The 24,915-nt window shown below is 65.8% G+C and carries 21 protein-coding genes; 11 read left to right on the top strand and 10 right to left on the bottom strand.

What is annotated here, in order from left to right:
* Positions 1 to 23: 23 nt before the first annotated feature.
* The 3 genes from C8C99_RS04890 to C8C99_RS04880 all read right to left on the bottom strand — a co-directional run bounded on the left by C8C99_RS04890 (position 24) and on the right by C8C99_RS04880 (position 3,471).
* Positions 24 to 1,511 (bottom strand): malonyl-CoA decarboxylase, encoded by a 1,488-nt coding sequence (locus C8C99_RS04890; protein WP_108625125.1) that lies wholly within the window; start codon positions 1,509 to 1,511, stop codon positions 24 to 26.
* Positions 1,508 to 2,176: a GntR family transcriptional regulator gene (locus tag C8C99_RS04885; protein WP_108625124.1), complete on the bottom strand. Its 669-nt coding sequence runs from the start codon at positions 2,174 to 2,176 to the stop codon at positions 1,508 to 1,510. The genes C8C99_RS04890 and C8C99_RS04885 overlap by 4 nt, the downstream gene beginning before the upstream one ends.
* A 377-nt stretch (positions 2,177 to 2,553) precedes the next feature.
* Positions 2,554 to 3,471: a LysR family transcriptional regulator gene (locus tag C8C99_RS04880; protein ID WP_108627045.1), complete on the bottom strand. Its 918-nt coding sequence runs from the start codon at positions 3,469 to 3,471 to the stop codon at positions 2,554 to 2,556.
* A 123-nt stretch (positions 3,472 to 3,594) separates the two neighbouring features.
* Here C8C99_RS04880 and C8C99_RS04875 point away from each other — a divergent pair, with 123 nt between their 5' ends.
* Positions 3,595 to 4,512 carry a DMT family transporter gene (locus C8C99_RS04875; RefSeq protein WP_056638211.1) on the top strand — a complete coding sequence of 306 codons (918 nt, stop codon included), beginning with the start codon at positions 3,595 to 3,597 and terminating at the stop codon, positions 4,510 to 4,512.
* Between the two features lie 9 nt (positions 4,513 to 4,521).
* Here C8C99_RS04875 and C8C99_RS04870 read toward each other — a convergent pair whose 3' ends face one another.
* From C8C99_RS04870 to ilvD (C8C99_RS04860), 3 genes are all read right to left on the bottom strand, one after another.
* Positions 4,522 to 6,012: a M20 family peptidase gene (locus tag C8C99_RS04870; protein ID WP_056638455.1), complete on the bottom strand. Its 1,491-nt coding sequence runs from the start codon at positions 6,010 to 6,012 to the stop codon at positions 4,522 to 4,524.
* A 299-nt stretch (positions 6,013 to 6,311) separates the two neighbouring features.
* Complete coding sequence (gene lgt, locus C8C99_RS04865) at positions 6,312 to 7,139, bottom strand: prolipoprotein diacylglyceryl transferase (RefSeq protein ID WP_056638452.1); 828 nt, start codon at positions 7,137 to 7,139, stop codon at positions 6,312 to 6,314.
* Positions 7,140 to 7,395: 256 nt separating this feature from the next.
* Positions 7,396 to 9,255: a dihydroxy-acid dehydratase gene (ilvD, locus tag C8C99_RS04860; protein ID WP_108625123.1), complete on the bottom strand. Its 1,860-nt coding sequence runs from the start codon at positions 9,253 to 9,255 to the stop codon at positions 7,396 to 7,398.
* A 246-nt stretch (positions 9,256 to 9,501) separates the two neighbouring features.
* Between ilvD (C8C99_RS04860) and ilvD (C8C99_RS04855) the strand changes: the two genes are divergently transcribed.
* Complete coding sequence (gene ilvD, locus C8C99_RS04855) at positions 9,502 to 11,205, top strand: dihydroxy-acid dehydratase (RefSeq protein WP_056638205.1); 1,704 nt, start codon at positions 9,502 to 9,504, stop codon at positions 11,203 to 11,205.
* 201 nt (positions 11,206 to 11,406) lie between these two features.
* Here ilvD (C8C99_RS04855) and C8C99_RS04850 read toward each other — a convergent pair whose 3' ends face one another.
* Positions 11,407 to 11,649 (bottom strand): TIGR04438 family Trp-rich protein, encoded by a 243-nt coding sequence (locus C8C99_RS04850; RefSeq protein WP_056638203.1) that lies wholly within the window; start codon positions 11,647 to 11,649, stop codon positions 11,407 to 11,409.
* A gap of 115 nt (positions 11,650 to 11,764) precedes the next feature.
* On the opposite strand from C8C99_RS04850, the gene C8C99_RS04845 reads away from it, so the two are divergent.
* Positions 11,765 to 12,070, top strand: a complete 306-nt coding sequence (locus tag C8C99_RS04845) for a c-type cytochrome (protein WP_015014827.1) — start codon at positions 11,765 to 11,767, stop codon at positions 12,068 to 12,070.
* A gap of 148 nt (positions 12,071 to 12,218) precedes the next feature.
* Here C8C99_RS04845 and C8C99_RS04840 read toward each other — a convergent pair whose 3' ends face one another.
* Entirely contained in the window at positions 12,219 to 12,692 is a 474-nt protein-coding gene (locus tag C8C99_RS04840) for a hypothetical protein (protein ID WP_056638200.1), read from the bottom strand.
* 274 nt (positions 12,693 to 12,966) lie between these two features.
* Positions 12,967 to 14,961: an acetate--CoA ligase gene (gene acs, locus C8C99_RS04835; RefSeq protein ID WP_056638196.1), complete on the bottom strand. Its 1,995-nt coding sequence runs from the start codon at positions 14,959 to 14,961 to the stop codon at positions 12,967 to 12,969.
* A 258-nt stretch (positions 14,962 to 15,219) separates the two neighbouring features.
* On the opposite strand from acs, the gene C8C99_RS04830 reads away from it, so the two are divergent.
* From C8C99_RS04830 to C8C99_RS04805, 6 genes are all read left to right on the top strand, one after another.
* Positions 15,220 to 15,819 carry a TIGR00645 family protein gene (locus C8C99_RS04830; protein WP_056638193.1) on the top strand — a complete coding sequence of 200 codons (600 nt, stop codon included), beginning with the start codon at positions 15,220 to 15,222 and terminating at the stop codon, positions 15,817 to 15,819.
* 213 nt (positions 15,820 to 16,032) lie between these two features.
* The gene (locus tag C8C99_RS04825; protein WP_108625122.1) at positions 16,033 to 16,911 is read left to right on the top strand and encodes an intradiol ring-cleavage dioxygenase; all 879 of its coding nucleotides are present in this window, start codon (positions 16,033 to 16,035) and stop codon (positions 16,909 to 16,911) included.
* 43 nt (positions 16,912 to 16,954) lie between these two features.
* Positions 16,955 to 17,233, top strand: coding sequence for a hypothetical protein (locus C8C99_RS04820; RefSeq protein WP_056638187.1), 279 nt, complete (start codon positions 16,955 to 16,957; stop codon positions 17,231 to 17,233).
* A gap of 6 nt (positions 17,234 to 17,239) precedes the next feature.
* Entirely contained in the window at positions 17,240 to 18,904 is a 1,665-nt protein-coding gene (locus tag C8C99_RS04815) for an ATP-binding protein (RefSeq protein WP_108625121.1), read from the top strand.
* Positions 18,901 to 19,599, top strand: a complete 699-nt coding sequence (locus C8C99_RS04810) for a response regulator (protein WP_056638182.1) — start codon at positions 18,901 to 18,903, stop codon at positions 19,597 to 19,599. Before C8C99_RS04815 ends, C8C99_RS04810 begins: the two co-directional genes overlap by 4 nt.
* A 189-nt stretch (positions 19,600 to 19,788) precedes the next feature.
* Positions 19,789 to 20,949 (top strand): DNA topoisomerase IB, encoded by a 1,161-nt coding sequence (locus C8C99_RS04805; RefSeq protein WP_108625120.1) that lies wholly within the window; start codon positions 19,789 to 19,791, stop codon positions 20,947 to 20,949.
* A gap of 17 nt (positions 20,950 to 20,966) precedes the next feature.
* On the opposite strand, the gene fumC is transcribed toward C8C99_RS04805, so the two are convergent.
* Positions 20,967 to 22,352: a class II fumarate hydratase gene (fumC, locus tag C8C99_RS04800; protein WP_108627044.1), complete on the bottom strand. Its 1,386-nt coding sequence runs from the start codon at positions 22,350 to 22,352 to the stop codon at positions 20,967 to 20,969.
* A 213-nt stretch (positions 22,353 to 22,565) separates the two neighbouring features.
* On the opposite strand from fumC, the gene C8C99_RS04795 reads away from it, so the two are divergent.
* Together C8C99_RS04795 and C8C99_RS04790 are read left to right on the top strand one after the other, a co-directional pair.
* Positions 22,566 to 24,122, top strand: coding sequence for a fumarate hydratase (locus C8C99_RS04795; RefSeq protein ID WP_056638179.1), 1,557 nt, complete (start codon positions 22,566 to 22,568; stop codon positions 24,120 to 24,122).
* Between the two features lie 160 nt (positions 24,123 to 24,282).
* A complete protein-coding gene (locus tag C8C99_RS04790; protein ID WP_056638176.1) occupies positions 24,283 to 24,915 on the top strand; it encodes a DUF6882 domain-containing protein in 633 nt (210 codons plus the stop codon).

Genomic DNA, 24,915 nt, shown 5'->3' with positions numbered 1-24,915 from the left:
CCGACATCATGCCGGGCGCCCCGTCAGTCGCGGCAAAGGCTGTCGATGTCCCCCGACACTGGCACTTTGCCCTGCGCAAGCAAGCTGCGGTGCTTGTCGATGCGCTTCAAGTCGTACAGGTAGTTCACCATGAGCCCGTACGATTGTTTTTGCCCCTTGGTGGACGGGTCGCCCGCCCAGTTCAGGCGCTCTACCCGCGCGCCGTTACCCAAGTGGAAGCGGGCTACGGGGTCTGCCGGCTTGCCTTCTTGCAGCTCGCGGCCCAGATAGTACGCGGCGCATTCCAGCAGCATCTGGCGCACGGGGGATTTGGCGTCCAGCTCCAGCGCCTTGTCCACCGCGCCGAGAAAATGCGTGGCCTGCGGCGGCTCGAACCCCACCGCGCGGCCCAGTTCGCTGCGGCGCTTGTCGTCCAGGCGGTCCAGCATCGCACCCGCATGCTTGCCCAGCCAAGCGCGGAAACCCGGGATGGGCGACAGCGTGGCAAAGGTGCGCAAGCGCGGGAACTCGGCCGTGAGCGTTTCCACCACATGCTTGATCAGCGAGTCGCCAAAGCTCACGCCGCGCAGGCCCGTTTGTGTGTTGCTGATGGAATAGAAGATGGCCGTGGTGGCCCGTGTGATGTCCACGGGCGCAGCCGCCTCGTCCAGCAGCGGCGTGATGCTGGCCGAGATCTTGTCCACCAGAGCCACCTCCACAAAGATCAGCGGCTCGTTGGGCAGACGCGGGTGGAAGAAGCCATAGCAGCGGCGGTCGCTGTCCAGACGGTTCTTCAGGTCGGCCCAACTGCGGATGTCGTGCACGGCCTCGTATTTGATGAGCTTTTCAAGCAGCGAGGCGGGCGAGTCCCACGACAGGCGGCGCAGTTCCAGAAAGGCCACATCAAACCAGGTCGAGAACAGGTGTTCCAGCTCGGCATCGAGCGGCAGCAGGCGCTTGTCGGCCTTGAGCAGCGGCAGGATTTCTGCGCGCATGTCCACCAGAAAGCGCATGCCTTCGGGGAACGCCGAAAACCGCTGCAGCAACCGTGTGCGGGGCGACACCAAGGCGCGGCGCAGGCCGATCTCCGCCTGGCCTTCCTCCGCCGTGCCGGCCGCTGCCTCGTAGCGCTGGCGGGCCGACTTGAAGCGCGTGGCGTCCGGCGCAAACTGCTCGCACATCAGCAGCCACATGTCACGCCGCTCTTCGGGCGCGGCCTTGGCGTACCAGTCGGCCACAGCCTGGGCGCGGCGGCCGCCTTCGATCTCGCTCACCTGCGGGGCCACCACCTCCTGCAGGTCGGCCAGCAGGCGGCGCAGCGCACGGGGCGACAGCGCCTCCTGGCCGCGACGCAGCGTGGCCTGCAGGCGCTCATGGGTAGAGCGCGGCACCGCGACCTTGGCAACCACGTCGGTCACGGTTTTGTCGAGTGCGGCCTTGGCCGACTTGTCCCCCGCCTTGTCGGGGGCAGGCGCGGCAGTGCGCAGACGGGACACGCTGCGGGCGATCCATTCGGGGGTGCTGTTGATCATGGGGTCAACCTCGATTGCTGGTTGCGGGCTACGTCGCGCAGCGCATCACGCTGGCGCAACAAATGGGTGCGCATGGCTTCTTCGGCTGCATCGCAGTCGCGGGCCTTGAGGGCAGCAAACACGGCCAGGTGCTCGGCCAAACTTTGCTGCAGGCGCCCCGGGGCATGCAGCGTCTTGTGGCGCGCCAGGCGCAAGATCTTGCGCAGGTCGCCAATCACCTGGGCCAGCCAGCGGTTGTCTGCCAGCGTGATGAAGGCCTCGTGGATGGCGTAGTTGGCTTCGTAGTAATCGGTAATGCTTCCGTCGGCCGCGCACTGCTGCAGGCGCTCATGCAGCAGCTCCAGCGCGGCAATGTCGGCCGCCACGGCTTTGCGCGTGGCCTCGTGTGCGGCGCGCCCCTCCAACAATGCGATGACAGGAAAGATGTTGTCCAGATCGCTCTCGGTGACCTCAGCCACAAAGCAGCCCCGGCGCGGCTCGTGGCGCAGCAGCCCCTCAGCCACCAGCACCTTGAGCGCCTCACGCAGGGGGGTGCGCGAGATTTCCAGCCGCTCGCACAAGGCGGCCTCGTCCAGAAAGCTGCCGGGCGGCAAGGCGCCCGCAAAAATCTGCTCCCGCAGCCGGGAGGCGACTTCGTCGTGCAGTGAATTCGGGACAGGACGCATGTGAAAACAAGACTCCAAGGCACCAACCCGCGAGGCATCGGCTATCAGCGGCTGGCGGACTGTGCAAGCCGAATGCCTGCAACACCCCTCCATCAGCTGACAACAGTAGCGATTGCCCCGCCATGTGCGTAATTTCTCATAATTACGCAAAATGACAAGATGAAAACCCTGATTTGCAGGCTTTGGTTACACAAAAGATGGCAATTGCGGTGGTTGCGCAACGCTGCGTGCCAGAGAGCGGCAAGGGTGGCGCACCTCGCTGTTGGCCCGGAGGCGCCGCCGTTGGGTGATCCGCCCCGGGCCAGATGAGCTGTCGAGGGTGCAACACCCGCTAAGCCCACCGCAGGCTCGCCCTGCCCTCGCGCCCTTTAGCCGCTTCACTCCACACCGGCAAATCCTTCCACCAGGTGGTCAATCCACACCCGCAGCTTGGCGGGCAGAAAGCGGTGGGACGGGTACAGCACCCAGGCCGTGCCCGCGTACGAGGTCTTGTGCTCCCAGTCGGGCAACACAGTCACCAGGTCACCCCGTTCTAACGCAGCGCGCGCGGTAAAGCCCGGCAGGCTGGCAATGCCCAGGTGGCTCAGCGCGGCCTCCAGCCGCACCTCGCTGTGGTTGGCTACATAGCGACCGCGCACGGCCACCGTGGCGGCCTCGCCCGCACGCTCAAAGCGCCAGTGCCGGTCGCGCTCGTCCTCGCCCAGGGTGATGCAGGCATGGCGCTCCAGGTCACGCGGGTGCTGGGGGTGACCCCGTTCGGCCAGGTAACGCGGGCTGGCGCAGACCAAATGGCGCAAGGTGGCCAGCGGGCGCCCGGCCAGGCCCGGAGGCGGCGTGTCTGTCACGCGCAGGGCCAGGTCAATCGGTTCCTCGAACAGGTCCACCGTGCGGTCGGTGATGAGCAGCTGCACATCGACCTGGGGGTATTTCTGCAAAAACGGCAGCACCAGCGGGTGCACCAGCTGGCGCCCCACCGCCTTGGCCATGCTCATGCGCACCATGCCAGAAGGCTCTGCAGAGTGCGTGTCACTCAGCGCCCACACCTCGCGCGCGGCAGACACCATGTCCTGGCAGCGGCTGTAGACCGCCGTGCCCGCATCGGTCAGCCGCAGCTTGCGGGTGGTGCGCTCCAGCAGACGCACGCGCAGCGCCCCCTCCAGCCGGGCCACCTGGCGGCTGACCGCCGACGGGGTGATGCCCAGCTGCCGCGCAGCAGCCGAGAAGCTGCCTGCGTCCACCACGCGGGCAAACACCGCCATGTCGGGGAGGCTGTCCAGGGGTTGATTGATGCGCATGAGGAACAAGTGCAGTTCTTTGGCAGCGATTATCAATCCAACGACGCAAATTGATAATTTCCTAACGCCCGGTCATCACCCGGCGCGGCGCTCCGCTGCCTTCCTCCAACCGACTGCATTCCCATGTCACACACCCTGCCCCTGTCCGCCCCCTCCCCGCTGGCCCCGCGCCTGTCTGACCTGGCCCTGCTGATGGTGGCCGTGGTGTGGGGCACGAGCTATGGCGTGGCCAAGGGGGCCCTGGTGTTCTACCCGGTACTGGGCTTTTTGGCCGTGCGCTTCCTCCTGACCTTTGCCGTGCTGCTCCCTGCCCTGCTGCGCGCCAGTGCGCCCGAGCGGCGCGATGCGCTGGTGGCGGGCCTGCCGCTGGGCGTGCTGATGCTGGGCATCTTTCTGTGCGAGACCTTTGGCCTGGCACTCACGCAGGCCAGCAATGCAGCGTTTCTGATCAGCCTGTGCGTGGTGTTCACACCGTTTGCCGAGTGGTGGCTGCTGCGCCAGCGGCCCGAGCGCGCGATGTTTGGTTTTGCTGCCGCATCACTGCTGGGCGCAGCCCTGCTCAGCGGGGGTTACACGGGCCGGTGGGGCTGGGGCGACGCGCTGATGCTGGCGGCCGCTGTGCTGCGCGCCATCACGGTGTGCCAAACCACGCGGCTCACCCGCCGCCGCAATGCGCCGGTGCTGGCCCTCACGGCGGTGCAGTCGGGCGTCATCGGAGTGGGCTGCCTGCTGCTGGCGCTGGCCTTGCCGGGCAAACTGCCCCCGCTGCCATCGATCACCCAGGCCAGCGCTTTCTGGTGGGCCTGCGTCTACCTGGTGGCGGGCTGCACGGTGTTTGCGTTTGTGGCCCAGAACTGGGCACTGCGCCACAGCTCGCCCACGCGGGTGGGCTTGCTGACCAGCAGTGAGCCCGCCTTTGGCGCGCTGTTTGCGGTGTTCTGGTTGGGCGAGCAACTCAGCACCACGGGCTGGGTAGGGGGTGGGCTCATCGTGGTGGCAGCACTGTGGACCATGGCGCGCCGCAGTGATCCACACGGTTAAGCCCCCGCGTCAGGGCTTGGGGTCCTTCTGGCTGATCTGCCCGATCAGCCGGTGGTAAAAGCGAATGGCGTCTGCGTAGTTGGCAATGTCCAGGCGCTCGTTGGTGCCGTGAAAGCGCTTCAGGTCTTCCGAATTCGCACGCACAGGCGAGAACTTGAAGATGTGGTCGCTGATGGCGCCATAGTGCTGCGAATCGGTCCCCGCCACCATGAGGCCCGGGGCCACCAGCACATCGGGAAAGATCTCCCGGATGGTCTGGTTGAGCAGGCGGTACTGGGTGGAGTCCGTGGGTGCTACCTTGGAGGCATCCACCGCGCCGGGCAACGTGCTCAGCTCGTACTGCGCCGCGGGTGCGCTGATCTTGCTGCGCACATGGTCCATCACCTGCTCCTTGGTATCGCCCGGCAGCAGGCGGAAGTTGACCGTGGCTTCGGCGCGACCGGGCACCACGTTGTCGCGGTTGCCGGCGTTCACGATGGTCAGCGCCGTGGTGGTGCGCAACATGGCATTGGTGCTGGAGGCTCCCTCGAGCTGCTTTTGCACCACCGGCCGGAACAACCACAGATTGGACAGCACAACACGGTTCACCCCGCCCATCTCGGGCGCCAGGGTGTCGAACATCTCACCCGCCACCCCGCGAATGCCGCCAGGCAACTGCTCCTCGTCAAGACGCCGCAGCGCGTCGCTCACCATGGCGATGGCGCTGCTGCCCTTGTGGGGCGGCATGGACGAATGCCCCGGTGTGCCCGACATCTTCATCACCACCGACATGTAGCCCTTTTCCGCCACGCCGATGAGCGCCGCAGGCTTGTCCAGCCCCGGCATCACGCCGTCGAGAATCAGCAAGCCCTCATCGATCACAAAATCGAGATGCACCTTGCGCTCCTGCAGCAGGGCGGCGATCTGGGCAGCCCCGCGCAGCCCGCCCACTTCCTCATCGGCGCCGAAAGCCAGATAGATGGTGCGCTGGGGCTGGAAGCCAGCCGCCAGAAGCATCTCCACGGCTTCAAGCTGGCTCATCAGGTTGCCTTTGTCGTCCCAGGAGCCACGGCCCCAGACGAACCCGTCCTTGATCGCGCCGGAATAGGGAGGCTGCGCCCAGTCGCCCTCGGTGCCAGGGGCAACAGGCACCACGTCCTGGTGGGCCAGCAGCATCACGGGCGCAGCACTCGCATCGCTACCAGGCCAGGTGTAGAGCAGGCTCAAGTCACCCACCACCTCGCGCTTGAGCTTGGCATGCACCAGCGGGAACCGCTCCTGCAGCAGCACGTGGAACTGCAAAAACTGCCCGGTACTGGCGGTGGCGTCGTCGCGCGAGGACTCGGTGCGCAGACGGACTGCCTCGGCCAAGCGCTGGGCGGCGGCGGCATCGTCCACTGGCAAGCGGGCAATGGGCGCCACCGCCATCTGGCGCGAGCCCTTGCGCAAGGTGTTGATACCCAAGGCCGCAGCCAGCAGCACCGCAAGAGCGAGCAGTCCCAGCAGTAGTTTTTTCATCATGTATGTCATGAGCCTCATGGAGGCACTTGGTTGAACTTGGTTGAACTTGGTTGAGAAGGAACGGCGGAGGGACCGGTTGCCGAGTGGCATCAGCGGCTGCGCCGAGATGCCAAGGCGCCGCGTTCCCTCGTCCACCCGGAAAGCAGGCGGGCGAGGTGTCGCCACCATGGTGCCGACACAGGGGACCGTGTCCACCCAATCGTCACCCATCACGCCCGCCTACCCTCCCCCGCAGGCAAGCCGCCCGGCCCGCTCAGCAAGCCCCTGCGCAAGTCAAGCCTCCTCAGGGTGGTTCAATTTCACCGCGAACCCGAAACCCGCGCAGGCTGACGTTCTGCCCACAGCCACAGCGCAACACCGCCCACGATCATGGGCACGCACAGCCACTGCCCCATGCTCATGCCCAGCGACAAGATGCCCAGGAAGGCATCGGGCTCGCGGAAGTATTCGGCAATGAAACGGAACACGCCGTAGCCGAACAGGAAGGCGGCGGCCACCTGCCCCTGGCGACGCTCCTTGCGCGCATACAGCCACAGCAGGACGAACAGCAGCAACCCTTCCATCAGGAACTGGTAGACCTGCGACGGGTGGCGCGGTTGCATGGAGCCGCTGTGCGCAAACACCATGCCCCAGGGCAGATCAGGGCTGGCAAAGCGGCCCCACAGCTCGCCGTTGATGAAGTTGCCCACTCGCCCCGCCGCCAGCCCGGTGGGCACGCAGGGCGCCACAAAATCAGCCACCTGCAGCCAGGGGCGCTGGCGCGAATGGGCAAACCACAGCATGGAGACCACCACACCCAGCAGCCCGCCATGGAAGGCCATGCCGCCCTGCCACACAGCAAAAATCTCGAGCGGGTGGCTCAGGTAGTAGCCCGGCTTGTAGAACAGGCAGTAGCCCAGCCGGCCGCCAATGACCACACCCGCCACTCCCAGAAAGAGGATGTCTTCGACATCCTTGCGCGTCCAGGCGCCGGGCCCTGTGATGGAAGCATAGGGCGGGTGCTGCAGGCGCCGGATGCCCAGCAACATGAACAGGCCAAAGGCCGCAAGATAGGTCAGGCCATACCAGTGCACAGCCAGCGGGCCGATCTGCAGGGCGACGGGGTCGATGTGGGGATAGGTCAACATGGTGGCGGGTATTGTGCCCGCGCTGGCGATGACCCCGTACGCAGGGCCGCATGCGCCGGGCAAGACCACCGGGTGGCCACTGCGGCGCCAGGGCGATCCGCTGGAGCCACACAACCCGTTTTTGAATAAAAAGCCGAGGAAGCGCTAGTCCATCATGCGTCGACAGCTATCAAAAGTAGAGCGCCCATAAAAAAGCCGCGCTCTCAGGGCGCGGCTTCTAAGCGGCAGCAGGGCACCGGGCCCCGCAAAACCACCCTCAGTCGTCCAGCAGCGACAAATCGCGCACGGCGCCCTTGTCGGCGGACATCACCAGCTTGGCATAGGCCTTGAGCGCGGCCGACACCTTGCGCGGGCGCGGCTGGGCGGGCTTCCAGCCCTTGGCGTTCTGCGCTTCGCGGCGCTTGGCGAGTTCTTCATCGCTCACCAGCACATTGATCGTGCGGTTGGGAATGTCGATGCGGATGCGGTCGCCGTTCTGAACCAGGCCAATCGCGCCGCCCGCAGCCGCTTCGGGCGAGCAGTGGCCGATCGACAGGCCCGAGGTGCCGCCCGAGAAGCGCCCGTCCGTCAGCAGCGCGCAGGCCTTGCCCAGGCCCTTGGACTTGATGTAGCTCGTGGGGTAGAGCATTTCTTGCATGCCGGGGCCGCCCTTGGGGCCTTCGTAGCGCACGATGACCACGTCACCGGCCTTGACCTTGTCGGCCAGGATGTTGGCCACGGCCTCGTCCTGCGACTCCGTCACGTGGGCCGTGCCCTCGAACACCAGGATGCTTTCGTCCACACCGGCCGACTTGACCACGCAGCCGTCCACAGCGATGTTGCCTGTCAGCACGGCCAGGCCGCCTTCCTTGCTGAAGGCGTGGTCGTACGAGCGGATGCAGCCCTCGGCACGGTCCAGGTCCAGGCTAGGCCAGCGGGTGTTCTGGCTGAACGCCACCTGCGTGGGCACGCCAGCGGGGCCGGCCATGTAGAAGGTGCGCACAGCATCGTCCTGCGTGCGCACGATGTCCCACTGGTCCAGCGCGTCTTTCAGCGTGGCGGTGTGCACGGTGGGCACGTCAGTGTGCAGCTTGCCTGCACGGTCCAGCTCGCCCAGGATGGCCATGATGCCGCCAGCGCGGTGCACGTCTTCGATGTGGTACTTGTTGGTGTTGGGCGCCACCTTGCACAGCTGCGGCACAACGCGCGAGAGACGGTCGATGTCGGCCATCGTGAACGGAATCTCCGCTTCGCTCGCAATGGCCAGCAGGTGCAGGATGGTGTTGGTGGAGCCGCCCATGGCGATGTCCAGTGTCATGGCGTTTTCAAACGCCTTGAAGCCCACCGAGCGGGGCAGCACCCGTTCGTCGTCCTGCTCGTAATACTGCTTGGCGATTTCCACGATGCGGCGACCAGCGCGCTTGAAGAGCTGTTCGCGGTCAGCGTGGGTGGCCACCACCGTGCCATTGCCGGGCAGCGACAGGCCCAGCGCCTCCGTCAGGCAGTTCATGGAGTTGGCGGTGAACATGCCCGAGCACGAGCCGCAGGTGGGGCAGGCCGAACGCTCGACCTCGGCCACGTCGGCGTCGGAGTAGTTGGTGTCGGCGGCAATCACCATCGCGTCCACCAGGTCGAGCTTCTTGAACTCCATGACCTTGGTGACCGGGTTGGCCAGGCGGGTCTTGCCCGCTTCCATGGGGCCGCCCGAAACGAAGATCACCGGGATGTTCAGCCGCATGGCGGCCATCAACATGCCGGGGGTGATCTTGTCGCAGTTGGAGATGCAGACCATGGCGTCGGCGCAGTGCGCGCTGACCATGTACTCGACCGAGTCGGCAATGATGTCGCGGCTGGGCAGCGAATACAGCATGCCGTCGTGGCCCATGGCAATGCCGTCGTCCACGGCGATGGTGTTGAACTCCTTGGCCACGCCGCCAGCGGCTTCGATCTCGCGGGCCACCAGCTGGCCCAGGTCCTTCAGGTGCACGTGGCCGGGCACGAACTGGGTGAACGAATTGACCACCGCGATGATCGGCTTGCTGAAGTCATCGTCTTTCATGCCGGTGGCGCGCCACAGGGAACGCGCGCCTGCCATGTTGCGACCGGCGGTGGAGGTTTTGGAACGGTAGATGGGCATCGTGCTGGCTTCTGAAAAATCGCTGGAAGGGAAGCGGGCCGCCGGAATAAAGGCCCCTCGCGCACCCGTGCAACCAACCTCTTGAGCCGTGCCGGGGGCAAACCTGTCAATTATCGCCCAGCCCTCTGGGCCCGCACGGGGCGGCGGGGTTGGGGATTGCGGGGGCAGACCCCACGCACTGCGACGGCGCTGGCAGAATGATCCATTCCGCTCCAGCCCCCCAACCCGACACCAGGACGCCCCACGATGACCGACTCCAGCAAGCCCTCCGCGCCCATCAACCGCCGCAGCGCCAACATCACCCAGGGCAAGTCGCGCGCACCCAACCGCTCCATGTACTACGCCATGGGCTACGAGGAAGGCGACTTCGTGAAACCCATGGTGGGCGTGGCCAACGGCCACAGCACCATCACGCCCTGCAACAGCGGCCTGCAAAAGCTGGCCGACGCGGCCATTGCGGGCATTGAGGAAGCCGGTGGCAATGCCCAGGTGTTTGGCACCCCCACCATCAGCGACGGCATGGCCATGGGCACCGAGGGCATGAAGTACAGCTTGGTGAGCCGAGAAGTCATCAGCGACTGCATCGAAACCTGCGTGGGCGGCCAGTGGATGGACGGCGTGCTGGTGGTCGGCGGCTGCGACAAGAACATGCCCGGCGGCCTGATGGGCATGCTGCGCGCCAACGTGCCCGCCATCTATGTGTACGGCGGCACCATCCTGCCCGGCCACTACCAGGGCAAGGACCTGAACATCGTGAGCGTGTTCGAGGCGGTGGGCGAGAACGCGGCAGGCAAGCTCAGCGACTTCGACCTCAAGGAGATCGAGAAGCGCGCCATCCCCGGCACGGGCTCGTGCGGCGGCATGTACACCGCCAACACCATGAGCAGCGCGTTCGAGGCCCTGGGCATCAGCCTGCCGTATTCGTCCACCATGGCAAACCCGCACGACGAGAAGATGAACTCGGCCAGGGAGTCGGCCAAGGTGCTGATTGAGGCCATCAAGAAGGACATCAAGCCGCGCGACATCGTGACCAAAAAGTCCATCGAGAACGCTGTGGCCGTCATCATGGCCACGGGCGGATCGACCAACGCGGTGCTGCACTTCCTGGCGATTGCCCATGCAGCAGGCGTGGAGTGGAGCATTGACGACTTCGAGCGCGTGCGCGTGAAGACCCCTGTGCTGTGCGACTTGAAGCCCAGCGGAAAATACCTGGCCGTGGACCTGCACCGCGCAGGCGGCATCCCGCAGGTCATGAAGATTTTGCTGAATGCAGGTTTGCTGCACGGCGACTGCCTCACCATCGAAGGCAGGACGATTGCCGAGGTGCTGAAGGACGTGCCCGACCAGCCGCGCGCCGACCAGGACGTGATCCGCCCCATCAGCAACCCCATGTACGCACAAGGCCACCTGGCCATCCTGAAGGGCAACCTGAGCCCCGAAGGCGCCGTGGCCAAGATCACGGGCCTGAAGAACCCTGTGATCACCGGCCCCGCCCGCGTGTTCGACGACGAGCAGTCGGCACTCGAAGCCATCTTGGCGGGCAAGATCAAGGCAGGCGACGTGATGGTGCTGCGCTACCTGGGCCCCAAGGGCGGCCCGGGCATGCCCGAGATGCTGGCGCCCACAGGCGCGCTGATCGGCGCGGGCTTGGGCGAGAGCGTGGGCCTGATCACCGACGGCCGCTTCTCCGGCGGCACCTGGGGCATGGTGGTGGGCCACGTGGCGCCCGAGGCCGCGGCGGGCGGCACCATCGCTTTTGTCAAAGAGGGCGACAGCATCACCATTGACGCGCGCCAGCTGCTGCTGGAGCTGAACGTGCCGGAAGAAGAAATTACAAAACGCCGCGCAGCCTGGACAGCGCCTGCGCCGCGCTACACCCGTGGTGTGCAGGCCAAGTTTGCGTTCAACGCATCGAGCGCTAGCAAGGGAGCGGTGCTGGACGCTTATTGATCACAGCCCAGCACAGTCGGGTGTGACACAACGGCGCAACCCGGCGCCTTTTCGGCACCAAAGCCGCGGCGCATAACAAAAGCCCGCAGCACAAGATGCGCTGCGGGCTTTGACTTTGGCTATTGAGACACGGACGGGCGGGCGAAAGCAAACGCACCGCAGGCCCGTGTGAGCCTTGCCAAGCAGTCCCTGCAACCGCCTTCAACGCGGTTTGCGGGGGGCAATGCCCAGAGCTTCCTTGTTCTTGTTGATGCGGTCTTTCTTTCGCTGATCCATCTTCTCCATGGCCTTGCGCTTGGTGTAACCGGTGGAATCGGCCCAGGCCCACCACAAGGCCGTGGCCCCGAAGGGTGCCATCACCCACCACCAGGACCAGTTGGCCACGGGACCAATTTCAAAATATTTCAGTGCCAGCACGAGAAGGGACAGACCCAGCAGATACATCGCTCTCTCCAAAGAATGCCGCGAAAAGCGGGATTGACCGGGGACAACTTCGTGTCAACCCAAGTCACTACAATCGCATTAAAAGCACTGTAACTCAACCACAGGAAATCCCACCATGAAGCGTTCCCTGATCACCCTTGCCTTGACGCTGTCGGTTGCGGCACCCGCGATGGCCGACTTGGCCTTGGCCACCTCCAAGAACTGCATGGCTTGCCACGCAGTGGACAAGAAACTGGTGGGGCCTGCCTACAAGGATGTAGCCGCCAAGTACGCTGGCCAAAAGGACGCCGTGGACAAGCTGGCTGCCAAGATCATCAAGGGCGGCTCTGGTGTGTGGGGCCCGGTGCCCATGCCCGCCAACGCCCAAGTGAATGATGCTGAAGCCAAGAAGCTGGCCGCTTGGGTGCTGACGCAGAAATAATTGGCTGCAGCCAAAGGGTTCCGGGTTTGATGCCCGAAAGGACCCATAAAAAAGCCGCGCACCCTATGACGCGGCTTTTTTTGTGCCCAAGCGCTTTGTAGCTGGGGTGCCAGGAGCGCAGGAATCTGCGCCAGGCAGACCTGCAGATCTAAACGACGGGCGTACCCAGCGCATGGCGGGAGCGCAATTGCTGCTCCAGCTGGCCGACATAGGCCGCCGTGGTGTTGTCCGACTCCTCGGCGCGCGCGGCGAGGCGGGCTTCCAGGTGGTCCAGACGCGCCAGCACGGCTGCATGGGCTTGGCTGTGCTGGGCCTCCAGAAAGGCACGCAGCTCCGTGAAGCGGGACGCCTCGGCCTTATCGGCCAGTTCGCGCTGCACCTGCATTTCTTTGGTGTGGCGGCGGGTTTCGAGCAGCACCGATCCCTGCAGCGACAACACATAGGCCAAGAAGAAAATACCCAGCAACGTGGTAAGTGCCAGCATCAGCAGGCCGAGGGGTGCTTCAAACGACACCACACCCAGCGATACGAGGGAGGGAGCCGCCAGCGTGGACCAGTTCAGGGCGGCCAGTGCGGCGATGGCCAGCACGGTCAGCAGCAAAACGAAGGAACGCAGTTGCATGTGAAATCTCCGGTCAACGGCACCCGGTCACGATGACCGACCACGCCATGCTGCCGTTGTAACGCATGCGCAGGGATTCACACGCTCCAGAGGAGTAATTGGAGATTGCGTCCTACAAAGCGCGCTGCGGGCCCGCCGGGTGAACGGGCCCACTGCTTCGATCACGTACCGGGGTGATCAACGGGTTTGTGGCCACGTCACATCGCGGCGCGATATGAGTGTCCCCAAACCGGCGAGCGCCGCGCGCTGGCGCCGCTGCACGGCGCCTCCTGGATCAATTGGCCTTGGCCAATTGATCCAGGATTGCGGGATTTTCCAGCGTGCTGGTGTCCTGGGTAATGGCCTCGCCCTTGGCAATGCTGCGCAGCAGGCGGCGCATGATCTTGCCGCTGCGGGTCTTGGGCAGGTTGTCGCCAAAGCGGATGTCCTTGGGCTTGGCAATGGGGCCGATTTCCTTGGCCACCCAGTTGCGCAGCTCGTTGGCGATCTGCTTGGCTTCTTCGCCCGTGGGGCGCGAGCGCTTGAGCACCACAAACGCGCAAATGGCCTCGCCCGTCACATCATCAGGGCGGCCCACCACGGCGGCTTCGGCCACCAGATCGGTCTTGGACACCAGGGCCGATTCGATCTCCATCGTGCCCATGCGATGGCCCGACACGTTCAGAACGTCATCAATGCGGCCGGTGATGCGGAAGTAACCCCGGTCGGCACTGCGCACGGCGCCGTCACCGGCCAGGTAGTAGCCCTTGAGTTCTTCAGGGAAGTAGCTCTTCTTGAAACGCTCGGGGTCGTTCCAGATGGTGCGGATCATGCTGGGCCAGGGCTTCTTGATGACCAGAATGCCCCCCGAGCCATTGGGCACATCGTTGCCCATCTCGTCCACGATGGCGGCGGTGATGCCAGGCAGGGGCAGCGTGCAGCTGCCGGGGACCAGCGGTGTGGCGCCGGGCAGCGGGGTGATGACGTGGCCGCCCGTCTCGGTTTGCCAGAAGGTGTCCACGATGGGGCAACGCTCGCCACCCACGTTCTTGTGGTACCACATCCAGGCTTCTGGGTTGATGGGCTCGCCCACGCTGCCCAGGATGCGCAGGCTCGACAGGTCGGAGCGTGCAGGGTGCACCGCCTCGTCGGCTTCGGCCGCCTTGATGAGCGAGCGGATGGCGGTAGGGGCAGTGTAGAAGATGGTGCACTTGTGGCGCTCGATCATTTGCCAGAAGCGGCCTGCGTTCGGGAAGGTGGGGATGCCTTCAAAGATGATCTGCGTGGCGCCTGCCGCCAGCGGGCCATAGGCCACGTAGGTGTGGCCAGTGATCCAGCCGATGTCGGCCGTGCACCAGAACACGTCTTCGGCGCGCAGGTCGAACGTCCAGTCCATGGTCATCTTGGCCCACAGCAGGTAGCCACCGGTGCTGTGCTGCACGCCCTTGGGCTTGCCGGTGGAGCCGCTGGTGTACAGGATGAACAGCGGGTGCTCGGCACCCACGGCCACCGGGGCACATTCTGTGCTTTGGCCTGCCAGGGCTTCGGCAAAGGTCTTGTCGCGTCCGGCCACCATGTTGCACGCCGTGGCCGTGCGCTGGTAGACAAACACGTTGCGGAGGGTGTCGCAACCGCCCATCGCCAGAGCCTCGTCGATGATCGCCTTGAGCGGCAGCTCCTTGCCGCCGCGCATCTGGTAGTTCGCGGTGATCACGGCCACTGCACCAGCGTCGATGATGCGTTCGTGCACCGCCTTGGCGCTGAAGCCACCAAACACCACACTGTGCGTGGCGCCAATGCGGGCGCAGGCCTGCATGGCAATCACGCCCTCGATGGTCATGGGCATGTAGATCAGAACGCGGTCGCCCTTGGCCACGCCGTGGGCCTTGAGCGCGTTGGCAAACTGGCTCACGCGGGCCAGCAGCTCTTTGTAGGTGATGTTGGTAACGGTGCCATCGTCGGCTTCAAAGATGATGGCCGTCTTGTTCTCGGTGGGGGTGCCGATGTGGCGGTCCAGGCAGTTGGCCGACGCGTTGAGTTCACCGTCGGCAAACCACTGGAAAAACGGCGCGTTGGACTCGTCCAGCGTGCGCGTAAAGGGTTTGGTCCACTGCAGGTTGCCCTGCGCCTGGCGCGCCCAGAAGCCCTCGAAGTCCTTCTCGGCTTCGGCACACAGCGCCTCATAGCCCGCCATGCCGGACACGCGCGCGGCTTTGACAATGGCGTCCGAGGGCGGGAACACGCGGTTCTCAACCAGCACGGACTCGATGGCGGATGTGGGCGCACTCATGGTGTTGTCTCCTGGATCTAATGGGAATTGGAATTGGGCGGTACTGTCGGGCGCGGCACTTACAGGCCACTGACTGGCGCGAAGCTTACAGAGTACGCCATCGCGGCCTGCCTGCTGCAGACGGAGCGGTCACCCCCACGCTGGTGGCGAGGTCGTTCCCGGCCAAGGGCACGGGCCTGAAATGCCCAGACCCACCTGCCATTGCAGGGACATGCTGGCCCCCTAAAATCGCGCCTCCTGCAACCCTTTGCGAGTGCCATGTCCTCTCCCCAACACAAGCCCCCCGCGCCACTGCGCCCCCTGCCTTCGATGATCTTCGCCAGCCGGTGGCTGCAATTGCCGCTGTACCTGGGCCTGATCCTGGCGCAGGCGGTGTATGTGTTCCATTTCTGGGTGGAGCTGGTGCACCTGATCGAGGCCGCCTTTGGCAACGCCGCAGCCCTGCAAAGCCTGGTGTCCAGCATTGGTTACAAGAGCGATTTCCAGGTCACAGCACTCAACGAAACCATCATCATGCTGGTGGTGCTGGCGCTGATCGACGTGGTCATGATCTCCAACCTGCTGATCATGGTGATCGTGGGCGGCTACGAGACCTTCGTCTCGCGCCTGCACCTCGAAGACCACCCTGACCAGCCCGAGTGGCTGAGCCATGTGAATGCCTCGGTGCTCAAGGTCAAGCTGGCCACCGCCATCATCGGCATCAGCTCCATCCACCTGCTCAAGACCTTCATCAACGCCGCCAACTACGACCTCAAGGTGCTGATGTGGCAGACCATCATCCATGTGGTGTTCTTGCTCAGCGCCCTGGCGATTGCGCTGACCGACCGGCTGATGTCGCACTCGTCGGACAGCCACTGAGCACGGCGACGGTCCCCAGGCTCCCCGGCAACGCGGGGGGAGCCCCGGGCACCAGAATATCAGTCAAAAGTGCCAATAGTGCCAGTCGCATATGCGCTGATAGCTATCAAATTTGAAGTAAACACGCTTCGGCATTCAGCGCCCTGAGCGCTCCCAGATTTCTCCTCAATCGGTAGGCACAGTGCGGTGCAGACCCACCCGAAGGAGAAATCCATGCCCCCTCTGCCCTCTCTCTCTCCGACCGCTGCCACGGCGCCAGCACCCGCTGCGGAAGACTCCCCGTCCACGCGCACCGCCACCAGCCGTCGCCTAGCATTGAGCGCGCTCGGCTCCCTGAGCGTCGCCACCCTGTGGGGCTGCGGCGGCAGTAGCGACAGCACTAGCACCAGCACCGACTCCGGGTCCAGCACCGGATCGGGCACCAGCACGGGCACCGGCACAACCACCACCTGTTCCGTCGTGCCCGAGGAAACCGCCGGCCCCTACCCTGCCGACGGCTCCACGGCCAGCAGCAACACCTACAACGTGCTCGCGCTCAGCGGCATCGTGCGTTCGGACATCCGCAGCTCGGTGGGTTCATCCACCCAAGTCAGTGGGGTGCCGCTGTCCATCACCATCACGCTCACCAACACCAAGGCCAGCTGCGCACCGCTGTCTGGGTACGCCATCTACCTGTGGCATTGCACGCAAGACGGCAACTACTCGGTCTACACCTCCAACAACATCGCCGACAACTACCTGCGCGGCGTGCAGGCTACGGATGCCAATGGCACCGTGACCTTCACCACCATCGTGCCCGGCTGTTACTCGGGCCGCATGCCACACATGCACCTGGAGATCTACCCCACGCTGGCATCGGCCACCAAGGCGGCCAACAAGATCAAGACTACGCAGCTGGCCTTCCCCACCGCACTGCTCGGCAGCATTTACAGCGCCAATTCCGGCTACAGCGCCAGCGTGCGCAACCTGGCCTCCATCACCTTCGCCACCGACAACGTGTTCAGCGACGGCACCGATCTGGAGATGACCACCATGCAGGCCAACTCCGGCGGTGGCTACTCCGCCAACATCACGATCTCGATCGCGGTCTGAGCCCCCTCACCATCGCTTCTTTCGCTCTTTTCTAAGGCACACCATGCACCAGATTCACACCCTTCTCGCCAGCCTGGCTCTGATCTCCCTGGCCGCCGCAACCCCCAGCCACGCCCAGCCCGCCCGCGGCACGCCGCCCGCGCCGCCCCCAGAGGCCTACGCCGCCTGCAAGGGCAAGACCGAAGGCGCCTCCGTCACGCTCACCATGCCCGATGGCAAAACCCTGGCAGGCACTTGCCGCACAATGGACAGCACCCTGGTGGCCATGCCCGCTGGCGGGCCCGGTGGCCCCGGCGCGGGTGGCCCGCCCCCCGCCCGCTGACCCACCATGCCGCCCCTGCGCTCCCTCGTCCCCGTGCCCCACCTGACGCTGCACCGCAAAGCCTTCATCGCCCTGGCCGCGCTGCTGCTGACGCTGCTGCTGATCTTTGTAGGGTTCTCGCGCCTGGGCCTGCAGCGAGGCCTGGGGCCGTATGTCGCCGAGATCGAGCTGGCCCGCATGGACTGGCTGGCCGAGCGCCTGCAGTCCCACCACACACAGACGGGCGGCTGGGACAGCCTGCGTGGGCAGGCTGCCCTGTGGGGTTTGCTGACCCACCCTGGCGGCGGCCCGCGCGGACCGGGCAGCGCACGCCCCGCGAACGGATCTCCCCCTGACCGCACAGGCACAGCGCCGTTCGCAGCCCCCCCCTTGCCACCGGACCTCGCGTTGGAGCCGTCCGGCATGGCCCACACCCCTCCGGGCAGTCACAGTGGCAGTGACATTGGTATGGCCGCCAGCAACGGCCTGCCACCCCGTCCACCCGATAGCCTGCGCCCCTTAGACCGCCGCCCCGCGCCCCCCCAGCGCCACCCGGATGACATCTACCCCCGCCTGGGCCTGCTGGACGCGCAAGACCAGCTGGTCGCAGGCACTCCGCCCCAGCCCTGGGGCGCCCGCCTGGCACTGCGCGGCGCCAACGGCCAGGTCATTGGTCACCTGGTGCTTGCTCCGCCCCAGGGCGTGCGCAGCGAGGCCGATCAGGCCTTTCTGGCCCAGCACCTGGGCTTTGTGGCGTGGACCGGCCTCGCCGGTCTGGCGCTGGCATTGCTGCTGTCGGGCTGGCTCGCACGGCGCTGGCTCGCTCCGGTCGAAGCGCTGGCCACCGGGGCGCGCGGCATTGCGCAGGGCCACCTGCACACCCGCGTGCCCGTGCACGGCAACGACGAACTAGCCCAGCTGGCCCGCACCTTCAACACCATGGCCGAACAGCTGGGCAGCATCGAGGCCAGCCGCCGCCAGTGGCTGGGCGACGTGGCCCACGAGCTGCGCACGCCCCTGGCCGCCATGCGCGCCGAGATCGAGGCTGTGCAGGACGGCATCCGCCCCTTTGACGACAAGACCGCGCTGCGCCTGCACCGGCAGGTGATGCGGCTGATCCAGCTCGTGGGCGACCTGCGCGCCAGCCTGGATGTAGTGGGCACCAGCGCCCCCTCGGCCCAGGTGCCCGTTCACCCGCTGTCGCTGCTGGCCGAGGCGCTAGCCTCCATGCGCCCCCGTCTGGCGCAGGCAGGGATTGATGTCGACACCACCGGCCTGGACGCCTTGACCGCACAGGGGACTGCTCAGCCCGCGCCCCTGGTGCGCGGCGACGCGCAGCAACTGCACCAGGTGTTTTTGAACCTGCTGGAAAACAGCCTGCGCTACACCGACGCGGGCGGCCTGCTGCGCATTGCGGCACGCCTGCTGCCACCGGCCGATGGAGTCCCGCAGCTGCAGGTGCAGCTGGACGACAGCGCACCCGGTGTGCCCGCGCACGAGCTGCCCCGCATCTTTGACCGCCTGTACCGCGCAGAAACCTCGCGCAACCGCGACCACGGCGGCTCGGGCCTGGGCCTGGCGATCTGCCGCGCCATCGTGCTCGCCCACAGCGGCACACTGACGGCCGAACCCTCTCCCCTCGGCGGCCTGCGCATCACGCTGCAACTGCCCTTGCTGGACAACCCTTCATGAGCCCCCGCATCCTTGTCGTCGAAGACGAACCCGACATCGCCGCCATCGTGGTGGACTACCTGCGCCACGCGGGCTACACGGTGGAGCACCAGGCCGAAGGCCGCGCAGCCCTCGCCAGCCTCATCACCACACCGCCCGACCTCACGCTGCTGGACATCATGCTGCCCGGCATGGACGGCCTGGAGATATTGCGCCAGGCGCGGCGCCACACGCAGCACCCCATCATCATGCTCACGGCCCGTGTGGAAGAGGTGGACCGCCTCATCGGTCTGGAGCTGGGCGCCGACGACTACATCTGCAAGCCGTTTTCACCGCGCGAGGTGGTGGCCCGCGTCAAGGCCGTGCTGCGCCGCACCGCTGCCGCACAAGAGCCGCCAGCCCACCAGACAACCACCGCCGCCTTGATGCTGGACGAGTCCCACTGGCAAGCCACATTGCACGGCACGCCGCTGGGACTCACGCGGCGCGAGTTCAAGCTGCTGCAGGTGCTGGCGCGGCAGACCGGACGCATCTTCTCTCGGGCCCAGTTGCTGGACCAGGCCTATGACGACACGCTGGACGTGAACGAGCGCGCCATCGACAGCCACATCAAGAACCTGCGCAAGAAGCTCAAGGCCGCCAGCACAGACGGCAGCGACTGGATCCGCTCGGTGTATGGCGTGGGCTTTGCGCTGGATCCGACGGCGCCAGATTGATACGATTTTGATAGCAGCAGCCGCATATTCAATATACGCTACAGCCTCTTTTAGCGCCACATCGCGGCACGGATTCCACAGCACGGTTGCGCGGGTCGCTCACCGCAGCGCACGCCACAGGCCTACACCGCTCGCGGGCACCAGCGGGTGTGATCAAAGCCCACTCACCGGCTTTATCCACTGCCCCTCATGCCCGCATCCCCCCAGCTCGGCACCCCTTCCTCGGCACGCTCATCCGCACCCGCCCCCTACCCACCACCCGGACTGCAAGGCGGCCTGGTGTACGTCAGCCCCACACTGCCGGGCATTACCCGGGTGCGCTGCGGCGCCAAGGCGTTTCGCTACCGCCAGCCTGATGGCCAGTGGCTGCAAGACCCGGCCGAGATCGACCGCATCCGGCGCCTGGCCATCCCGCCGGCCTACACCCAGGTGTGGATCTGCCCCCTGCCCAACGGACACCTGCAGGCCACCGGACTGGATGCACGCGGGCGGCGCCAGTACCGCTACCACGCCATGTGGCGCCGCCAGCGGGACGAAGGAAAGTTCGAGCACATGCAGGCCTTTGGCAGCGCGCTGCCACGCATCCGGGCCCGCGTGGCGCGCGACCTGGCCACACCCCGCCGAGGCCCGGTGCTGACGCGCGAACGGCTGCTGGCCACGCTGGTGCGCCTGCTGGACACCACTTTTCTACGCGTCGGCAATGAGGAGTACGCCAGCACCAACCGCTCTTATGGCCTGACCACGCTGCGCACCAGGCATGCGCAGCTGCAGGGCAGCGAGCTGAGGCTGCGCTTTCGCGGCAAGAGCGGGGTGCAGCAGGAGACCACCCTGAACGACCCGCAGGTGGCCCGCGTGGTGCGCCGCTGCCAACAGTTGCCAGGGCAAGAGCTTTTTCAGTACGAGGATGAAGACGGCAACCTCCGCACCCTGGGCTCCGGCGACGTGAACGACTACCTGAACGAGATCAGCCGCACCGCTGGCACCACCGACGGCGAACGCTTTACCGCCAAGGACTTCCGCACCTGGCACGGGACCACGCAGGCCCTGGAGCTGACCCGGCTGGCCTGCACCGGCACTGGCACCGATACCGCCAACGCCACGGACAAGGGCCTGCGCTATAGCGCCCAGGCCATCCTGGCCGAGGTGGCCCGCCAGCTGGGCAACACACCCGCCGTGTGCAAGAAATCGTACGTGCACCCCGCCGTCCTGGCGCTGGGCGCACAGATCGCGTCCGACCCCAGCCCACGCAGTGAGCAGGTGTGGACGCGCCTTGGCGGCGCTGCGTCACCCCGTGGCCTGAGCGCTGCCGAGCGCAGACTGCTGGCGTTTCTGAGCAAGCCTCAGGCCTAGGGCCTGCACGAAGGAAATCAGCGCCCGACCATATCCCCCGGCACCACCCACTGGTCAAACTGCTCGCCCGTCACATGGCCCGAGGCCACGGCGGCTGCCCGCAGGCTGGTGCCCTCCTTGTGCGCCTTCTTGACAATGAAGGCCGCCTTGTCGTAGCCGATGTGCGGGTTCAGCGCTGTCACCAGCATCAGCGACTGCTCCACCAGGTCGTTGATGCGCGCCTGGTTGGGCTCGATGCCCACGGCGCAGTGCTCGTTGAAGCTGGCCATGCCGTCGGCCAGCAGGCGCACACTCTGCAAGAAGTTGTGGATCACCATCGGGCGGAACACATTCAGCTCGAAGTTGCCCGAGGCCCCGCCGATGTTGATGGCCACGTCGTTGCCCAGCACCTGCGCGCACAGCATGGTCAGCGCCTCGCACTGCGTGGGGTTGACCTTGCCCGGCATGATGGACGAGCCCGGCTCATTCTCGGGGATGGTGATCTCGCCCAGCCCGCTGCGCGGGCCGCTGGCCAGCCAGCGCACGTCATTGGCGATCTTCATCAGGCTGGCTGCCAGGGTCTTGAGCGCGCCATGGGCATGCACCAGCGCATCGCAGCTGGCCAGGGCCTCGAACTTGTTGGGGGCCGTGACCAGCGGCAGGCCCGTCAGGTCGGCCAGCTCCTTGGCCACGGCCTGGGCATAACCGGCCGGCGCATTGAGCCCCGTGCCCACGGCCGTGCCGCCCAGGGCCAGCTCGCACAGGTGCGGCAGCGCGGCACGCACATGCTGCTCACCATGCTGCAACTGCGCCACCCAGCCCGAGATCTCCTGGCCCAGCGTGAGCGGGGTAGCGTCCTGCAAATGCGTGCGGCCAATCTTCACGATGCCGTCAAACGCCTCGGCCTTGGCCGCCAGCGTGGTGCGCAGGCCGTGCAGTGCGGGCAGCAGGCGGTGCATCAGCGCGTCCACCGCCGCCAGGTGCATGGCGGTGGGGAACACGTCGTTGCTCGACTGGCTCTTGTTCACCTCGTCATTGGGGTGCACCAGCCGCGCCTCGCCGCGCGGGCCACCCAGCAGCTCGCTCGCGCGGTTGGCCAGCACCTCGTTCATGTTCATGTTGGTCTGGGTGCCCGAGCCGGTCTGCCACACCACCAGCGGAAATTCCTGCAGGTGGCCGCCGCTGATCACCTCGTCTGCCGCGGCCACGATGGCGGTGGTCTTGGCCGCATCGAGCAGGCCCAGCTCGTTGTTCACATAGGCACTGGCCCGCTTCACCTGGGCCAGCGCGCGGATCAGCTCGGGTGCCATGCGTTCGCCCGAGATGGCAAAGTGGTGCAGCGAGCGCTGGGTCTGCGCGCCCCACAGGCGCTGGGCAGGCACATCGATGGGGCCGAAGGTGTCTTTTTCCGTACGGTAGGCGATCGCAGCGGGGGTGGATGTTTTCACGGGTGGGCCTTGCGCGCTCAACGAGCGAATGGGAGTGGAGGGAACAACACCAGGCCGCAGCATACCCACCGAAGCCCCAGGCGCGCCACTCCCCACCCTCTCTTGGCCGCCCTGATCGGCCCTGACAGGACCGTGCAAGCCCGCCGGGGGATAATTCGGGGTTCGCGTTTTCCCTAAAACCCCACCGCCATGACCACGACGACCATTCGCCAAGAAGACCTGATCGAATCCATTGCCGGCGCGTTGCAGTACATCAGCTACTACCACCCCACCGACTACATCGCCCACCTGGCCCGCGCCTACGAGCGCGAAAAGAGCCCGGCGGCCAAGGATGCGATCGCGCAGATCCTCACCAACAGCAAGATGAGCGCCACCGGCCAGCGCCCCATCTGCCAAGACACGGGCATCGTCAACGTGTTCCTGAAGGTGGGCATGGACGTGCGCTGGGAAGGCTTCACCGGCAGCCTGGATGACGCCATCAACGAAGGCGTGCGCCGTGGCTACAACCACCCCGACAACACGCTGCGCGCCTCGGTCGTGGCCGACCCCCAGTTCGCCCGCAAGAACACCAAGGACAACACTCCCGCCGTGATCTTCACCGAGATCGTGCCCGGCAACACCGTGGACGTGACGGTGGCAGCCAAGGGCGGCGGCTCGGAGAACAAGTCCAAGATGTACATGCTCAACCCCGGCGACAACGTGGTGGACTGGGTGCTCAAGACCGTGCCCACCATGGGCGCCGGCTGGTGCCCGCCCGGCATGCTGGGCATCGGCATTGGCGGCACGGCGGAGAAGGCGGTGCTCATGGCCAAGGAAAGCCTGATGGACGACCTGGACATGTACGAACTGCAAGCCAAGCAAGCCAGCGGTGCCGAACTCGACAATGTCGAAAAGCTGCGCCTGGAGCTGTTTGAAAAGGTCAACGCCCTGGGCATTGGCGCGCAGGGCCTGGGCGGCCTGACCACGGTGCTGGACGTCAAGATCAAGATGTACCCCACGCACGCGGCCAGCAAGCCGATTGCGATGATCCCCAACTGCGCCGCCACGCGCCACGCGCACTTCGTGATGGACGGCTCGGGCCCCGTGTACCTCACGCCCCCCAGCCTGGACCTGTGGCCCAACGTGGACTGGGCGCCGGACTACAACAAGAGCAAGAAGGTCAACCTCGACACGCTGACCAAAGAAGAAGTCGCCAGCTGGAAGCCCGGCGACACGCTGCTGCTCAACGGCAAGATGCTGACCGGCCGTGACGCCGCCCACAAGCGCATCCAGGACATGCTGGCCAAGGGCGAGAAGCTGCCCGTGGACTTCACCAACCGCGTTATCTACTACGTGGGCCCTGTGGACCCCGTGAAGGGCGAGGCCGTGGGCCCTGCAGGCCCCACCACCGCCACGCGCATGGACGGCTTCACCGAGATGATGCTGGCCCAGACCGGCCTGATCGCCATGGTGGGCAAGGCCGAGCGCGGCCCGGTCGCCATCGAGGCCATCAAGAAGCACCAGAGCGCCTACCTGATGGCCGTGGGCGGCGCCGCCTACCTGGTCTCCAAGGCCATCAAGACCGCCAAGGTCGTGGGCTTTGCCGACCTGGGCATGGAAGCCATCTACGAATTCGACGTGGTGGACATGCCTGTGACCGTGGCCGTGGACGCTGGCGGCACCAGCGCCCACATCACCGGCCCGGCCGAGTGGCAAAAGCGCATCGCCTCGGGCGAGTTCAAGGGCATTGAGGTCGCTGCGGCCTGATGCGTTTTTGAGGGCCGGGGCGCCACGGCGCTCTTCCCCGACCAAGAACCGCCTTCGGGCGGTTTTTTTGGGCCATCCCCCCCCCTGCAGCACCCGCAGTTCGACAAAAATACGGATCAAGCCTCTTCAACACTTCCTGTTGGCCTGTGCCACCTCTTCCATGTTTCTGGACCACCGGTTTGTGCAATTCATTCGGCCGCGGCTGTGCGCCCTGCTGGTGACAGCGTTGATTGGCACCCTGCCCTTGGCGGCCAGCGCCAATCCGCCGATGGTCCCGCAACGCGACGCGCAGGCCGCCTTTGGCGGACGACTGCCCGCACGCGATGCGGCGCTGCTGGACGCCAGCCTCGCCTCGCACATCGAACGCCAGCAGTTGCTGAACAGCCGGCATCTATCCGGCAGCACCTTGCGCACACTGGACTTTTTTGCCAAGACCTTCACCGTGGTCCGTGGTGGCCAGCGCACGGTGTTCGATGCGGAGCTGCTGGGTACCTGGTGGCCCGAAGACCGGCGCTGGGAATGGACGGCCGTTGAGCGCACCTGGAACGACCCAGACCTGAAAGACCCGAAACGCAAGTCGTTTGCCACCGGCAGCGCACAAACACGCTTGTACGGGCGGGAACACGGTATCGACATCCTGCAGGCCGACACTGCGCAGTTGGCCAGCGAGCTGGTCGCCGGGGGCCCGGAGGGGCAAAAGGCCGTGGTCAAACGCTACTACCTGCTGTCCCACCCGAAAGTCACAGCCGCTTCTGCCAGTGACAGCGGCAAAGCCAAAACGCCCGCACGTTGA

The sequence above is a fragment of the Acidovorax sp. 107 genome, from assembly GCF_003058055.1.
Taxonomy (GTDB): domain Bacteria; phylum Pseudomonadota; class Gammaproteobacteria; order Burkholderiales; family Burkholderiaceae_C; genus Acidovorax.
The sequence above is the reverse complement of the archived record's forward strand: the minus strand, read 5'-3'. Positions and strand labels throughout refer to the sequence as shown.